The 14,959-nt window shown below is 72.8% G+C and carries 14 protein-coding genes; 11 read left to right on the top strand and 3 right to left on the bottom strand.

The annotated features are described in order from the left end of the window. Window positions 1-145: 145 nt before the first annotated feature. Together ASC64_RS18255 and ASC64_RS18260 are read left to right on the top strand one after the other, a co-directional pair. A complete protein-coding gene (locus ASC64_RS18255) occupies window positions 146-1,399 on the top strand; it encodes a PspC domain-containing protein (RefSeq protein ID WP_056908961.1) in 1,254 nt (417 codons plus the stop codon). Between the two features lie 10 nt (window positions 1,400-1,409). Further along, complete coding sequence (locus ASC64_RS18260) at window positions 1,410-1,736, top strand: hypothetical protein (protein ID WP_056908962.1); 327 nt, start codon at window positions 1,410-1,412, stop codon at window positions 1,734-1,736. Here the strand turns inward: ASC64_RS18260 and ASC64_RS18265 are convergent. Together ASC64_RS18265 and ASC64_RS18270 are read right to left on the bottom strand one after the other, a co-directional pair. After that, a complete protein-coding gene (locus ASC64_RS18265) occupies window positions 1,733-3,421 on the bottom strand; it encodes an aminotransferase class V-fold PLP-dependent enzyme (RefSeq protein ID WP_056908963.1) in 1,689 nt (562 codons plus the stop codon). The two genes, ASC64_RS18260 and ASC64_RS18265, sit on opposite strands and share 4 nt — an antisense overlap. Window positions 3,422-3,458: 37 nt before the next feature. After that, window positions 3,459-4,472: a glycerophosphodiester phosphodiesterase family protein gene (locus ASC64_RS18270; RefSeq protein WP_056908964.1), complete on the bottom strand. Its 1,014-nt coding sequence runs from the start codon at window positions 4,470-4,472 to the stop codon at window positions 3,459-3,461. Window positions 4,473-4,538: 66 nt separating this feature from the next. Here ASC64_RS18270 and ASC64_RS18275 point away from each other — a divergent pair, with 66 nt between their 5' ends. The 9 genes from ASC64_RS18275 (at window position 4,539) to ASC64_RS18315 (ending at window position 14,012) form a co-directional block, all read left to right on the top strand. Next, on the top strand, window positions 4,539-5,081 hold the full coding sequence (locus tag ASC64_RS18275; RefSeq protein WP_235563817.1) for a YbaK/EbsC family protein: 543 nt from the start codon (window positions 4,539-4,541) through the stop codon (window positions 5,079-5,081). Between the two features lie 55 nt (window positions 5,082-5,136). Next, window positions 5,137-6,852, top strand: coding sequence for an ABC transporter ATP-binding protein (locus ASC64_RS18280; RefSeq protein WP_056908966.1), 1,716 nt, complete (start codon window positions 5,137-5,139; stop codon window positions 6,850-6,852). Then, a complete protein-coding gene (locus tag ASC64_RS18285; protein ID WP_056908967.1) occupies window positions 6,849-8,612 on the top strand; it encodes an ABC transporter ATP-binding protein in 1,764 nt (587 codons plus the stop codon). The genes ASC64_RS18280 and ASC64_RS18285 overlap by 4 nt, the downstream gene beginning before the upstream one ends. Window positions 8,613-8,755: 143 nt before the next feature. After that, window positions 8,756-9,706, top strand: a complete 951-nt coding sequence (locus ASC64_RS18290; RefSeq protein ID WP_056908968.1) for a hypothetical protein — start codon at window positions 8,756-8,758, stop codon at window positions 9,704-9,706. 99 nt (window positions 9,707-9,805) lie between these two features. Further along, window positions 9,806-10,192, top strand: a complete 387-nt coding sequence (locus ASC64_RS18295; RefSeq protein ID WP_056908969.1) for an EVE domain-containing protein — start codon at window positions 9,806-9,808, stop codon at window positions 10,190-10,192. Between the two features lie 24 nt (window positions 10,193-10,216). Then, entirely contained in the window at window positions 10,217-11,257 is a 1,041-nt protein-coding gene (locus tag ASC64_RS18300; RefSeq protein WP_056908970.1) for an LLM class F420-dependent oxidoreductase, read from the top strand. Window positions 11,258-11,261: 4 nt separating this feature from the next. After that, window positions 11,262-12,143 (top strand): oxygenase MpaB family protein, encoded by an 882-nt coding sequence (locus ASC64_RS18305; protein WP_056908971.1) that lies wholly within the window; start codon window positions 11,262-11,264, stop codon window positions 12,141-12,143. 8 nt (window positions 12,144-12,151) lie between these two features. Next, window positions 12,152-12,871, top strand: coding sequence for a hypothetical protein (locus tag ASC64_RS18310; protein ID WP_056908972.1), 720 nt, complete (start codon window positions 12,152-12,154; stop codon window positions 12,869-12,871). Further along, the gene (locus ASC64_RS18315; RefSeq protein ID WP_056908973.1) at window positions 12,864-14,012 is read left to right on the top strand and encodes an acyl-CoA dehydrogenase family protein; all 1,149 of its coding nucleotides are present in this window, start codon (window positions 12,864-12,866) and stop codon (window positions 14,010-14,012) included. The genes ASC64_RS18310 and ASC64_RS18315 overlap by 8 nt, the downstream gene beginning before the upstream one ends. Before the next feature lie 11 nt (window positions 14,013-14,023). Here the strand turns inward: ASC64_RS18315 and ASC64_RS18320 are convergent, their stop codons facing one another. Next, window positions 14,024-14,902, bottom strand: coding sequence for an alpha/beta fold hydrolase (locus ASC64_RS18320; RefSeq protein WP_056908974.1), 879 nt, complete (start codon window positions 14,900-14,902; stop codon window positions 14,024-14,026). Window positions 14,903-14,959: the final 57 nt, after the last annotated feature.

Raw genomic sequence — 14,959 nt, forward strand, 5'->3', positions numbered from 1 at the left:
CGTCGCAGGCACGCACCCGCCGAACCATGAGGATCGACCCCGACCCGACCCTGAGTCGCTCCCCGGTGCACGTGGGAGGAACCAGGGCGAGGAATCAGGGCTGTCCCCGATGGTCCGGAGGCGTGCGGCGGACCAGAGTGGAGCCATGGACAACGCCAGCCCCACCACCGAGCAGCCCACGCCGCCCAGCGGCGGCCACGGTCCTCGCGTCACCCGCGAGGAGATGAAGGACCTCGGCCGCCTGCGTCGCAGCGTCACCGACCGCCACATCGCGGGTGTCGCCGGCGGTCTGGCCCGTCACCTCGACATCGACCCGATCATCGTGCGGGTCGCGCTGGTGGTGGCCGTGTTCTTCGGCGGCGCAGGCCTGCTGGCCTACATCGGCGCCTGGGTCCTCGTGCCCGAGGAGGGCACGAACGACGAGCCGCTCGGCCTCGACCAGCGCAGCCGCACCCTCGCCCTCGCCGGTGTCGGCGTGCTGGCCGTCGTGTGCGCCTTCGGCGACTGGGCCGGCGCCTTCTGGTTCCCGTGGCCGCTCGCGATCGTCGCCGTGCTCGTGGTGTGGTTCCTCAACCGCAAGCAGAAGTCCGATTCCGGCGGCGGCTACGGCTGGGCGCCGCCGACGCGGGGCGCACCGGTCACCACGCCGGGCGCGCCGGCCGCCGACGGCGTCACCGGCGAGCCGTACGACCAGACGGACGTCCAGGCCTACGACCAGGCGTACGACCAGGCGCACGTCCAGCAGGGCTGGGTCCCGCCGGCGACGTACGCCAGGGGGCCGCGCCGTCCCCGCAACCCACGCCGCCGCGGGCCGCTGCTGTTCTTCTTCACCGTCGCGCTGGTCGCGCTCGCCGAGGGTGTGCTCGGCGTGGTCGACCTGGCTGGCGCCACGGTCACCGACAGCGCCTACCCGGCGCTCGCCCTCGGGATCATCGCGCTGATGCTCCTGGTCGGATCGTTCTGGGGCCGCGCCGGCGGCCTGATCGCGCTGGGCCTGGTGGCGGCACTGGCCACCGCCGGAGCCTCCATCGGCGACCAGTTCCCCGACGACCACCACACCTACGTGCCGACCTCGCCCGGTGCCGTCGAGGACAGCTACGACTTCGGCGGGGGCGAGTTCCTGCTCGACCTGTCCGCGGTCAGCGACGTCGACGCCCTCGACGGACGCGACATCACCATCGACGGCGTCGGCGGACGGATCGAGGTGGTCGTCCCCGACGGCATGGACGTCGACGTCACCACCGAGGTCGTGGCCGGCGACAGCCGGGTCTTCGACCAGCGCAACGACGGCTTCGACATCAACGTCGACGGCTCCCGCGACGGCGGGGTCGGGGTGCCCGACATGTCCATCAACATCGACCTGGTCGCGGGCGAGGTCATCGTCCGTGAAGCCGCCTGAGGAGCCCGGGATGAACGAGTTCGACAGCACGTACGACAGCACCCGCGACGCCGATCGGGACCCTGCGTGGGACACCGACGTCTACGGGCCCGACGACGAGCCGATGGTCGGCCCGCTCGACGCGCCGGAGAAGCCCACGGGCTTCCACCCGGTCAACATCGGCCAGCTCGTGATGGGCGTCGCCTTCGCCGGCATGGTGCTGGTGTGGGCCCTGGTCCAGGGCAACGTCGTCGAGACCGACGAGCTGCGCTGGCTGATGCCGATCCCGTGGCTCGCGGCGGGCGCCGCCGGCCTGGCCGCGACGGTGTGGCCGTCGCGGAGGTCACGCGCGATCTAGCCCAAGGAACAGGCCGGCAGCGCGAACCACCTGAGGTCGTCGAAGTCCTCGGTCAGGTGCGCGGTGTCCGACCAGTCCGGCGGTGATGCGGCGGCCATGATCGCGCGGCCCTCGTCGAGGTGCTCCCTGAGCACCGAGACGGGGGCCGTCGTCGTGTGCCGGGGGTGGGTCATCGTGCCGTCGTCGGCATAGGACACGTCAGCGAGGCGCAGCGGCGGCTCGACCGGGCCGGTGCGGTGGTGCCACAGGCCGGTGAGCGGGTCGAAGCGATAGTCGCCGAGCAGCCGCCAGCCCTCGCGGGCCACGAGGCGGACGGCCTCCACGACGTAGGTGAAGACCTCCTCGTCGACGAAGTAGTTGAAGTTCACCCGCACCCAGCCGGGCTTGATGCCCTCGCAGCCGGTCGCGATCTGGGCCTCGAACCGGTGGCTGTGGTCGAGGTCGATGTCGAGCAGCCGGTGGCCGTAGGGGCCCGCGCACGAGCAGCCACCGCGGGTCTGGATCCCGAACAGGTCGTTGAGCAGCGCCACCACGAAGTTGTGGTGCAGGTAGGTCCCGTCGGGAGCCTTCACGACGAAGGACACGATCGAGAGCCGCTGCGAGTCGAGGTTGCCGAGGATCTGGATGGTCGGCTCGGCCACCCATGCAGCGACGGCCCGCTCGAGCAGCTCCTCCTCGTGCGCCTGGATGGTCTCCACGCCGACGGCCTGCTTGAGCTGGAAGACGAGCCCGGCGCGGATCGACTCCACGATCGCGGGGGTGCCGCCCTCCTCGCGGTGGGCCTTGTCGTCGAGGTAGCGGTGGTCGGTCGGGTTGACGTACATCACCGTGCCGCCGCCGGGCACGACCGGCACCCGGTTGGCCATCAGCTCACGGCGCACGACCAGCACGCCGGGGGTGCCCGGGCCGCCGATGAACTTGTGCGGGCTGATGAAGATCGCGTCCTTGCGGGAGCTGCCGGGGCCGTACATCTCGATGTCGACGTAGGGGGCACAGGCGGCGAAGTCCCAGAAGCTGAGGGCGCCGTGCTCGTGCAGCAGGTCGGCCACGCCCTCGGTGTCGGTGACGATCCCGGTGACGTTGGAGGCGGCGGAGAAGGAGCCGATCTTCAGCGGCCGGCCGGCGTGGCGCTCGAGCTCCTCGCGCAGGTGGTCGAGGGAGACCCGGCCGTCGGCGTCCTCGTGGATGGTCACGACGTCGGCGATCGTCTCGCGCCAGCTGACCTCGTTGGAGTGGTGCTCGAAGGGGCCGATGAACACGACCGGTCGCTCGTCGGCGGGGATCAGCGAGGTCAGGTGGTAGCGGTCCTCGAGCACGCACGGGACCCGCAGGCCGAGGATGCCGATCAGCTTGTCGATGGCGGCCGTGCTGCCGGAGCCGCAGAAGACCACGACGGTCTCCTCGTCGCCGCCCACGGCGTCGCGGATGATGCGCCGGGCGTCCTCGCGCAGGCGGGTGGTCTGCAGGCCGGTGCCGCTCGCCTCGGTGTGGGTGTTGGCGTAGGCCGGCAGCACCTCCTCGCGGATGAAGTCCTCGATGAAGGCCAGGCTGCGCCCCGACGCCGTGTAGTCGGCGTAGGTCACCCGGCGCGGGCCGTAGGGGCCCTGCATCACCTGGTCGTCGCCGATCACGGACGCGCGGATGCGCTCGAGGAGGGCCTGCGAACGGTCCGTGGCGTGCGTCACGCGCCGAGCGTACGCCGGTGCGCGGCCGCGTCCGTCATCAGCAGGGCCGCACCTCCCGCAGGGCCGCGAGCGCCGCCTCGGGGTGGTCTGTGATCACCCCGTCGACCCCGGCGGCGAGCAGCGCACGCACCTCGGCCGCCATGTCCCCGAGCGCGTCGGGGGCCCCGCCGAGACGGAGGTTGCTGGGCAGGTAGCGGTTCTCCCCGCGCACCGTCCACACGTGCACCGTGAGGCCGCGCCGGTGCGCGTCGCGCACGAGCGAGGACGGCGCGCCGATGGCGCCCACCGCGTCGCGCGGGAGCACGAGCGAGGTGTGCGGGCCGATGCCGTCGGCGTACTCGTCGATGCGGTCGAGCAGCTCCTCCGTCGGCTGCTCGCCCGCGTCGAGGAGCTGCACGATCGGCAGCCGGGAGCGGGCGGCGAGGCGGCGCAGGATGGGGGCCTCGAACGACATGAGGACCACCCCCGCCCACGGGTGGTCGAGCCCGTGCCGCGCCAGGGCGCGCAGCAAGGGGACGTCGAGCGGCAGGCCCGCTGCATCGTGGTGGGCGGCGTGCTTGAGCTCGAGGAGCACGCCGACCGGCCGTCCCCGCCGGACCGACTCGGCGCCGACCATGGCCAGCACCTCGGTGAGCGTCGGGACGCCCTCCGCCCCGTCGTACGCCGTGTTGCCGGGGCGGGTCGCCGGCATCCGCTCGCGGGTGGCGAGCGTCTTGAGCTCGGGCAGGGTGAGGTCCTGCACGAACCACCCGCTCTGCACCACCCCGTCGACGACCCGGGTGCGGCGCAGGTGGGCGAGATCGGCACGCGACGCCACGTCGGTCGTCGTGCTGAGCTCGAGGTCGTGACGGGCGACCAGGACCCCGTCGCGCGTGGCGACGAGGTCCAGCTCGATGTCGTCGACGCCCATCCGGATCGCGGTCCGGTAGGCGTCGAGGGTGTGCTCGGGACGGTGCCCGCTGGCGCCGCGGTGCGCAACCACGGCGGGCGTCAGGACCAACGACGGGGCCGTGCCGGCCCGGTCCTGGGGTGCCTCGCGGGTCACCGTCATGGTCCGAGCGTGCACGGCCGACGGGACGGGGGGATGACGCCCGGGTGAATGCCGCATGATGACCGCGTGACGCTCCCCTCCTTCCCCACCCTCACCTCGCTCCCGGCCGCCGAGCACCCCGACGCGGTGGCCCCGCCCGTCGCGGCCGCGCTGGCCGGGTGGGCGGGGGCGGCCGAGGTCGCCGTGGTCCGGATCGACCCCGACCTCGCCGACACGGCGGCGATGAGCGAGGCCTACGACGTCCCCATGACGGCGGGCGGCAACTGCGTCGTCGTGGCGGGCTCGCGAGCGGGTGACGAGCGGATCGCGGCCTGCGTCGTCCGCGCCGACACCCGCGCCGACGTCAACACGCTCGTGCGCAAGCTGCTCGACGTCCGCAAGTGCTCCTTCCTCCCGATGGACCGGGCCGTCGAAGAGACCGGCATGGAGTACGGCGGCATCACGCCCCTCGGGCTCCCGGAGGGCTGGCGGGTGCTGGTCCACGAGGCGCTGCTCGACGAGCCGGTCGTGGTGCTGGGCAGTGGCGTACGACGCTCCAAGCTGCTGGTGCCCGGACGGCTGCTGGCCGACCTGCCGGGCGCCGAGGTGGTGCCCGGCCTGGGGCGCTGAGCCGCGGTCGGAAAAGGATTCGTCCGCGACGGGACCGGAAATCTAGGCTCTACCGGTGCGCAGCCTTCCCCTCGACGATCCCGGAGTCGCGGACCATCGCACGCCCGGGCGGTTCCTCTGGTGGCTGGCGATGGGCCAGCGGCGCACCCTGCTCGGCGGCATGGCGTTCGGCATCGTGTGGATGTCGTGCCAGGCGGTGATGCCCGCCGTGCTCGGACGGGCCATCGACCGCGGGGTCGCGGCGAAGGACGCGCGCGAGCTGGTGCTCTGGGCGGGTGTGATGTTCGCGATCGGTGTGGTGCAGGCCGTCAGCGGGATCGTGCGCCACCGGTTCGCCGTGACCAACTGGCTCACCGCCGCCTACCGCACGGTCCAGCTCGTCACCCGCCAGGCGGTCCACGTCGGCGGCGCGCTCCCGCGCAAGGTGTCCACGGGAGAGGTGGTCGCGGTCGGCTCCAGCGACCTCTCTCACCTCGGCAACGTGATGGACGTGACCGCCCGCTTCGCCGGGGCGATCGTCAGCTTCCTCCTGGTCTCGGTGATCCTGCTGAGCACCTCGGTGACCCTGGGCCTGGTCGTGCTGATCGGCGTCCCGCTGCTGATGGCGATGATCGGTCCGATGCTCTCGCCGCTGCAGCGCCGCGCCGCCCACCAGCGGCAGATGATGAGCGACCTGTCCAACACCGCCACCGACATCGTCGGCGGGCTGCGCGTCCTGCGTGGCATCGGCGGCGAGCAGGTCTTCCTCGAGCGCTACCGCCGCGAGTCGCAGGCCACCCGCGCCGCCGGCGTCCAGGTCGCCAAGCTGCAGTCGGTGCTCGACGCCCTGCAGGTCTTCCTGCCCGGCGTCTTCGTCGTGCTGGTCGTCTGGCTCGGCGCCCGCTCGGCCGTCGCCGGACAGATCACCGCCGGCGAGCTGGTCGCCTTCTACGGCTACTCCGCGTTCCTGATGATCCCGCTGCGCACCGCGACCGAGTTCGCCAACAAGCTCATCCGCGCCCGCGTCTCGGCACGGCGGGTGTGCACGGTGCTGGCGCTGCAGCCGGACCTGACCGACCCGGAGTCCCCCCTGCCGTCCCCGCCCGCCGGCTCGCCGTTGCACGACGCCAGGTCGGGGATCACCGTCGCCCCCGGGCGGCTCACCGCGATCGTGTCCGACGACCCGGACGAGTCGGCGCTGCTCGCCGACCGCCTCGGGCTCGCCGCGGCCGAGGTCGACGACGACGTGACGCTGGGCGGCGTACCCCTCACCGCGCTGCCGCGCGCCGAGGTCCGTCGTCGGATCGTCGTCTCCGACACCTCGGCCCAGCTCTTCTCCGGCCGGCTCGCCGACCGCCTCGACGTGACGGGCCGCGGCGACGTCACCGCGGCGCTGTGGACCGCGAGTGCCGACGACATCCTCGACGGCCTCCCGGAGCGCCTCGACACGATCGTGACCGAGCGGGGTCGCAGCTTCTCCGGCGGCCAGCGGCAGCGCCTCGTGCTGGCTCGCGCACTCACCAGCGACCCGGAGGTCCTGGTGCTGGTCGAGCCGACGAGCGCCGTGGACGCCCACACGGAGGCCCGGATCGCCTCCCGGCTGCGCCAGCACCGCGCCGGTCGTACGACGGTGGTCACGACGGTCAGTCCGCTCCTGCTCGACACCGTCGACGAGGTCGCGTTCCTCGTGGGCGGGCGCGTCGTCGCGACGGGCACCCACGCTTCTCTGCTGGAGACGGACCCCGGCTACCGGGCGGTCGTCGTGCGCGACGTCGCGGAGGTGGCGACGTGAGCACCCCGGGAACCGCGCTGCCCGTGGCCGACGGCCCGCAGGTGCGCCGCTACGCGCAGGGCGTGGCGCGGCGCCACCCTCGGCTGCTCTGGTCGGCGCTCACGCTGCACGTGGCCGCAGCCGCGGCCGCCCTGGCCGCGCCGCGCCTCCTCGGCGGCCTCGTCGAGGCGGTCGAGGACGGCACCACGATCGCCCATGTCGACCGCATCGCCCTGCTCCTCGCCGGCTTCCTGCTGGCCCAGACGGTGCTGACCCGTTTCGCGCGCTACCTGAGCCAGGTGCTCGGCGAGCAGGTGCTGGCCGAGCTGCGCGAGGACTTCGTCGACCACACGCTCGGCCTGCCCGTGGGCACCGTGGAGTCGGCCGGCTCGGGCGACCTCCTGACCCGCACCAACCGCGACGTCGAGCAGCTCGGCTGGTCGGTGCGGTGGGCCCTGCCGGAGTGGACGATCGCCGTGGTCTCGGCGGTGATGATCTTCGTGGCCGCGCTGAGCGTCGGATGGTGGGTGGCGCTGCCGTGCCTGCTCGCCGTCCCGCCGCTGGTCGTCGGCCTGCGCTGGTACCTCGCCCGGGCCAAGGACGGCTACCTACGCGAGTCGGCGTCGTACTCCCAGATCAACGCCACCCTCACCGAGACCGTCGAGGGTGCCCGGAGCGTCGAGGCGCTCGGGCTCGGGCCGCAGCGCATCGCGGCAGGCGACGCGGACTGCGCGGACTCCTTCGCCGCGGAGAAGTACACCCTCGAGCTCCGCACCGTCTTCTTCCCGAGCATGGAGATCAGCTATCTGCTGCCGGTCGTCGGCACGCTGCTCTTCGGCGGGTGGCTCTACACCCGCGGCGACGTCTCCCTCGGCGAGGTGACCGCGGCGACGCTCTACATCCAGATGCTGATCAACCCGGTCGACACGATCGTCGCGATCCTCGACGAGCTGCAGATGGGCGCCGCCTCCCTGGCGCGGCTGCTCGGCGTCGCGCAGGTGCCCGACGACCGCTCGGTGTCGGGCGCCGTGCCCACGACCGAGAAGCTCGACGCCGAGGACGTGCGGTTCTCCTACATCGAGGGCCGCGACGTCCTGCACGGCGTCGACCTCGACGTCGGGGTCGGCGAGCGCATCGCGATGGTCGGGCCCTCGGGCGCCGGCAAGTCGACCCTCGGCCGGCTCCTCGCGGGCATCCACCCGCCGCGCACCGGCCGGGTGACCGTCGGTGACGTCGGCCTGGTCGAGCTGCCGCTCGACGACCTGCGCGGCCACGTCGCGCTCGTCACCCAGGAGCACCACGTCTTCGTCGGCACGCTGCGCGAGAACGTCGTGCTGGCACGCCCTGGCTCGTCCGACGACGCCGTCCGCTCCGCCCTGGCGGCCGTCGACGCGCTCGAGTGGGTGGACGCGATGCCCGAGGGGCTGGACACCGTCGTCGGGTCGGGCGGCCGCTCGCTCACGCCGGCGCAAGCCCAGCAGGTCGCGCTCGCGCGGCTGGTGCTCGCCGACCCCCACACCCTCGTGCTCGACGAGGCCACCTCGCTCATCGACCCCCGCGCCGCCCGCCACCTCGAGCGCTCGCTCGCGGCCGTGCTGGAGGGACGGACGGTCATCGCGATCGCGCACCGGCTCTTCTCCGCCCACGACGCCGACCGCGTCGCCGTCGTCGAGGACGGCGTGATCTCCGAGTTCGGCTCCCACGACGACCTCGTCGCCGCCGGCGGCTCCTACGCCGCCCTCTGGGAGTCCTGGCACGGGGCCTCGAAGGCGGTCGAGTAGCCGGCGAGCGGGCGTATCGAGACCCAGCCGAGCCGGTGGGGAGGATCGTGGAGCCCTGAGGCCACCTGGTGGCACGAGGACTCCACGATCACGGTTCGGTGACGAGCCTTCCGTCGCGGCTTCGCCCGTTCCATGCTCGGCGCATGACGAGACGGGGGTACGTCGCCGGGGCCCTGGGCGCCGTCGTCCTGGTCCTCACCGCGATCACCGTCGTACCCCGCGTCCTGGACCGCGAGGACGACGCCGTGCCGATGACCTCGGCCGACGACCACTACCGGATCGATGGCCAGCTGACGTGCACCACCGAGGTCCACGACGTGCCGACGTTGCCGCTGGAGGCCGAGCCGGTGGCGCTGCTGGTCTGCGCGGACCCTGACTCCTCGCTCCCGTGGACCGCACCCGCAGAGCTGGTCGAGGGCGACCTCGCCGAGCTCGTCGACCGGCTGTCGAGCCTGGCCCCCGCTCCGGACGGCGACGTCGCCTGCACGATGCAGGGGGGACCCGCGTACGACCTGGTGCTGCGGTTCTCGCGCGGCCGAGCGGCGAAGGTCCACGGTGACACCGGCACGTGCGGGTTCGTCACCACGGCTGCCGGTAGGTGGTTGGGGGCCTCGGACGTGCTCGACACGGCCCTCGCCCTCGTCGAGCGCGAGCGCGCGGGGCGGACCCCGCCGACCTCGGCGTCACGCACCGCGGACCTGTCCTGCGACGCCGTCCTCGTCCCTCCCGGGCCCGCGCGGTCACTCACGGGCGAGGCCGCCGACATCGTCCGGATGGTGTCGTGCTGGCAGCCCGACGCGCCCGAGCTCGGGCAGCTGAGCGAGACCGTGGTGCCGGCAGGGGACGTGCGCGTCCTGACCCGCGACCTCGCCCGCCGGTCCTCGACGTCCGCGGACCCCCACGACCTGCGCTGTCCCGGCGGACTGCGCAGGCTCTACTTCCAGACCCTCGTCGGTCAGACGTCCTGGGGCGACCTCGTCGTCGTCCCCGGTGAGTGCCGGCGGTTCTACCCCGCGCTGCCGTCCGACCGGACGGCACCGGTGTGGCACCCCTCGCCCCGCGCGCAGGGGATCCTCGACCGCCTCCGTCGCTGACGGCGTACACGTGTCCGAGATGTCGCCCCCGGGACCGCGATCGCAGGGCGACTTCCCGGACACGTGTGGCTGTCGGACCCCGGCCCTAGCCTCGACGGCATGACGCGCACCTGGGTCCTGGTGGCCTCCCGCGACCACGCCCGTCGCGGGCTGGCCGAGGGGTTCGTGATGGCCAACCACGGCAAGCGCGCCCCGGTCGCCCGGATGAGCGTCGGCGACCGGGTGCTGATCTACTCCCCCACCACGACGTACCCGAAGGGCGAGCCGCTGCGCGCGATCACGTTCGCCGGCGAGGTGACCGGCGAGGGGCCGGAGCCCAGCACCGTGATCGAGGGCGGGTGGCGTCGCGCGGCAGCCTTGCGCGAGGTCGAGCCGATCCCGCTGGCCGAGGTGAAGGACCACCTGCCCACCAGCAGGATCAGGTTCGGCTTCTTCGAGCTGCCGGACGACGACGCCGCCGCGATCTGGCGCCTCTTGCCATCGTGACAGTGTCACTGTCACGATTGAGCCATGCGTCTCGCCACCCTGCTGATGTACGACGGCAACCCCCGCACCGCGGCCGACCAGGTGGTCGCGCTGGAGAAGGCGGGCCTCGACAGCGTCTGGGTCGCCGAGGCCTACGGCTTCGACTCGCCCACGCTGATGGGCTACCTCGCCGCCAAGACCGAGACCGTGAAGATCGGCTCGGGCATCCTCAACATCTACTCCCGGACGCCGGGCGCCCTCCTCCAGACCGCGGCCGGTCTCGACAACGTCAGCGGCGGCCGCGCGATCCTCGGCATCGGCGTGAGCGGCCCGCAGGTGATCGAGGGCTTCCACGGCGTGCCGTACTCGAAGCCGATGGCCCGCACGGCCGAGGTCGTCGAGATCATCCGCGGCGGCCTCAAGCGCGAGCCCCTGACGGCCGACGGGGTCTTCCACCTGCCGCTCACCAAGGACGACGGGGCTGTCACGGGGCTGGGCAAGCCGCTCAAGCTGCTGACCAGGCCCGAGCGCGACACCATCCCGATCTGGATCGCCGCCCTCGGCCCGAAGAACGTCGAGCAGACCGCCGAGATCGCCGACGGCTGGATCCCCCACCTCTTCCACCCCGAGAAGGCCCACCTTGTGTGGGGCGACGCCCTCGAGGCCGGCAACGCCAAGCGCCAGGAGGGCCTCGCGCCGCTGCAGGTGATGGCCGGCGGCATGGTCGCCATCGGCGAGGGGCCCGAGACCAAGGCGCTGCTCGACTTCGCGCGGCCCATCTTCGCCCTCTACGTCGGCGGCATGGGCGCCAAGGGGAAGAACTTCTACAACGATGTCGCCCGCGCCTACGGCTACGAGAAGGAGGCCGAGGAGATCCAGGACCTCTACCTCTCCGGCAAGAAGAAGGAGGCCGAGGCGCTCATCCCCACCGAGTGGCTCGAGGCGGCCAACCTCGTCGGCCCGGAGTCCTACGTCAAGGAGCGCATCGCCGCGTTCCAGGAGGCCGGCGTCACCGACCTCAACATCACGCCGGTCTCCGACAACCCTGCCGCCACCGTCGCGCAGGTCAAGGAATGGGTGTCCTGAGCCCGTGCACGCACCGGGTCGCCTCGCCAACCTCCGCCGGATCCAGTCGCTGGACCCGGAGGTCGACCACGACGAGATCCTGCGGCTGACGGCCCGCTTTGAGTTCCCCTGGGACTACACGCAGGGCACCGGCATCGCCTTCATGCGCGACTACGGCATCCCCTCGATCGCCGAGCTGCTCGACCGCACGCGCGAGTTCGCCGACCACGGCGTCAAGCGCTACGACGACACCATCCTGATCGGTGACGAGGCCACCCTCGACGGCATCGACTCCCCGCGCTCGCACGCCGCCCTGCGCCGGCTCAACCGGATCCACGGCCACTACGACATCACCAACGACGAGTTCGCCTACGTCCTGGCGACCACCATCGTCGGACCCGTCCGCTGGATCGACGCCTACGGCTGGCGCCGGCTCGACCCCCACGAGCTGGCCGCGATCGCCAAGGTGACCACCCGCTTCGGCGAGCTGATGGGCATCAAGGACCTCCCCACGACGTACGACGGCTACCTCGCACTGCTCGTCGACCACGAGCGGCGGCTCTTCGCGCACACGCCGGCCGCCACCCGGCTGGCCGAGTCGTCGATCCGCATCGCCCAGGAGGTCGCACCTCCCCCGTTGCGACCGCTGCTGCGCCGGGTGACGATCGCGGTGATGGACGAGCCGCTGCGCGAGGTGCTCGGCCTCCCCCGCCAGCCGGCCTGGTTCGTGCGCGCGGTCCGCGCGGGGCTGCGCCTGCGCGGCCGGCTGCTCCGGCTCGCCCCGCCCCGCCGCACCGCACACGTCCACCAGCCCACGACCTATCCCCACGGCTACCGCCTCGAGGACCTCGGCCCGACCGCGATGCTGGACGCCCTGAACCGCGTATCCAGGGCAGCGACGGGGTAGTGGAGACAATGACCCACCGCTCCCCTGCCGCTCCCCTCCGCCGCCTCACCGGCCTGGCACCGGGGCTCGCCCTCGCTGCGGCCGCCGCGGCGACCGGACTGGTGCGCCGCGACAAGGCGCTCCACCCCGTCGGGCACCACGGCGCCGGGCGACTCACCCTCGCCAAGCACGCGCCCGGCCTCGGCATCCCGGCGCTCGACGAGGCGGGCACCCGGTCCTGCCGGGCGCGCTGGTCCCGCGCGATGGGGCTCCCCCAGGGCTGGCCGGACATCGAGGGGCTCGCGCTCCGGCTGCCCGGGGCGGCACCCGGCGGCGACGATGCCGACCTGCTGTTCGCGAGCACCGGCGAGCACCCGTGGAGCCGCTACCTGCTGACCCTGCGCCCCCCGCGCCGCTTCGGCCGGCTGACGACCCTCCTGCCGGTGCGTGCCGGCGGCCGGGCGCTCACCTTCGGCCTGAGCCCGGTCGGCGGCTCCGGCGACGACGGCCTGCCCCCGACGTCGTACGTCCTGGAGGTCTCCCGCGGCGCCGGTCCGTGGGAACGGCTGGGCGAGCTCGACGTCGTCTGGTCGCAGGCCGACACCCTCGACCGCTTCGACCCCGTCGCCCGGCCGCTCGCCGGGGTCGAGCAGTACGCCTTCGTCGCAGCCCTGCGCGAGCCCGCCTACGTCGCGGCGCGCTTGGTCGCGCGCGCCCGTCCCACCACAGAGAAGAGACACCATGCCTGACCGCCCCAGCATCCTCGAGCAGGAGCACGAGGACTTCCGCGCCGTGGCCCGCGCCTTCTTCGACAAGGAGGTCGCGCCCCACCACGCCGCGTGGGAGGAGGCCGGCATCGTCGACCGCGAGATCTGGCGCAAGGCCGGCGAGCGCGGGCTGCTGTGCTTCGACGTCGACGAGGCCTACGGCGGGCCCGGCATCAAGGACTTCCGCTACAACATGGTGCTGGCCGAGGAGTCCGCCCGCGCGGGGGCCTCCGGCCCCGGCTTCGCGGTGCACACCGACATCATCGTCCCCTACATCTCCTCCCTCGGCACCGAGGAGCAGAAGCAGCGCTGGCTGCCCGGCTGCGTGTCGGGAGACCTCGTCACCGCGATCGCGATGACCGAGCCGGGTGCCGGCTCCGACCTCCAGGGCATCCGGACCACGGCCGTCGACGCGGGCGACCACTACGTCCTCAACGGCTCGAAGACCTTCATCTCCAACGGGATCCTGTCCGACCTGGTGATCGTGGTCTGCCGGACCAACCCCGAGGCCGGCCACCAGGGCATCTCGCTGCTCGTGGTCGAGCGCGGGATGGAGGGCTTCGAGCGCGGCCGCAACCTCGACAAGATGGGCCTGCACGCCCAGGACACCGCCGAGCTCAGCTTCACCGACGTACGCGTCCCGAAGGAGAACCTGCTGGGCGCCGAGGGGTCCGGCTTCATCTCGCTGATGGAGAACCTGCCGCAGGAGCGGATCTCCATCGGCTGCATCGCGGTCGCCGCGATCGAGCACGTCCTCGACCTGTGCCTGGCCTACGCCAAGGAGCGCGAGGCCTTCGGCAAGCCCATCGGGAAGTTCCAGCACAACCGCTTCGTGCTGGCCGAGATGGCGACCGAGGCCCACATCGCCCGCGTCTTCATCAACGACTGCGTGCTGCGGCTCAACGCCGGCGAGGTCGACACCGCGCTCGCGTCGATGGCGAAGTGGTGGACCACCGAGCTGCAGAAGCGCGTGGTCGACGCGGGCGTGCAGCTGCACGGAGGCTACGGCTACATGAACGAGTACCCGATCTCCAAGGCCTACACCGACTCGCGGATCCAGACGATCTACGGCGGCACGACCGAGATCCAGAAGGAGATCATCGGCCGGATGCTCGGCCTCTGACGCGCCACGGGTCAGCCGGCGAGCACCTCGCGCAGCCGCTGCGCGAACTCGTCGGGCTTGCCGGTCTGGCCGAACTCGCCGCCGAGGAAGCCGTTGTGGCCACCGGGGAACACGACGGGCTCCTGCCCGAGGGCAGCGGCGACGGCGTGTGCAGCCCGGCCCGCGATCTCGCCGTCCTCGGGACCACCGGACTCCTCGCCGACGGCGACCACCACGCGCGTGGACGCGTCGCGCACCGCGTCGAGGTCGGGCACGCGGACGACTCCTCCACCACGCATGTTGGCCATGAGCGGGTCCTCGCGGGAGCCGTCGTCCTCGGTGGGCATGCCGAAGGCGGCGGGGTCGGGCGCCGGCTCGTCACCCGTGACGGGGCCGCGGTGCATGACCAGGCCGATGAAGCGCGCCATCGCCGGCCCGAACCCGGAGGCGTCATAGGTAGCGACCATGTCGTCGCACGTCGCCGCGATCGCCTCGGCGTCGGGCAGCAGCCCGGCCATCGGCGGCTCGTGCGCCACCAGGATGCGTACGTCGTCGGGGTGCGCGGCGACCAGGAACAGGAAGTTGACCGCCGCACCGGAGGAGGCGAAGACGTCGACCGGTCCGGCGCCGAGCGCCTCGACGAGGGCGTGCAGGTCCTCGGCATGCTCCTCGGGCGTGACCGCTGCGGTCGGGTCCTCGCGGAGGCTGTGTCCCGTGTTGCGGGGGTCGACGAGCACCAGCACCCGGTCGGGGAGCCGGTCGGCGAGGCTGCCGAACCCCGTGCCGTCCATGGGTGACCCGCACAGCAGCAGCGGGGGCCGGTCGGCGGTCGCGTCGGCGAGGTCGCCGCGGACGACGTAGCTGAGCGTGGCACCGGGCACGTCGACGGTGTGGCGGAGGGAGCTGGTCACGCAGTCAGGGTGCCACGCAGCGCCGACGGTGGGGAGCCCCGATTCCCACCCGCTGGC

It is taken from the genome of Nocardioides sp. Root122, from assembly GCF_001425025.1.
Taxonomy (GTDB): Bacteria; Actinomycetota; Actinomycetes; order Propionibacteriales; family Nocardioidaceae; genus Nocardioides.

Bases quoted from the DNA above. Each gene is read 5' to 3' on its own strand.
- ASC64_RS18260 (WP_056908962.1), top strand. From the start codon at position 1,410: ATGAACGAGTTCGACAGCACGTACGACAGCACCCGCGACGCCGATCGG.
- ASC64_RS18270 (WP_056908964.1), bottom strand. From the start codon at position 4,472: ATGACGGTGACCCGCGAGGCACCCCAGGACCGGGCCGGCACGGCCCCG.
- ASC64_RS18315 (WP_056908973.1), top strand. From the start codon at position 12,864: ATGCCTGACCGCCCCAGCATCCTCGAGCAGGAGCACGAGGACTTCCGC.
- ASC64_RS18255 (WP_056908961.1), top strand. From the start codon at position 146: ATGGACAACGCCAGCCCCACCACCGAGCAGCCCACGCCGCCCAGCGGC.
- ASC64_RS18310 (WP_056908972.1), top strand. From the start codon at position 12,152: ATGACCCACCGCTCCCCTGCCGCTCCCCTCCGCCGCCTCACCGGCCTG.
- ASC64_RS18300 (WP_056908970.1), top strand. From the start codon at position 10,217: ATGCGTCTCGCCACCCTGCTGATGTACGACGGCAACCCCCGCACCGCG.
- ASC64_RS18295 (WP_056908969.1), top strand. From the start codon at position 9,806: ATGACGCGCACCTGGGTCCTGGTGGCCTCCCGCGACCACGCCCGTCGC.
- ASC64_RS18290 (WP_056908968.1), top strand. From the start codon at position 8,756: ATGACGAGACGGGGGTACGTCGCCGGGGCCCTGGGCGCCGTCGTCCTG.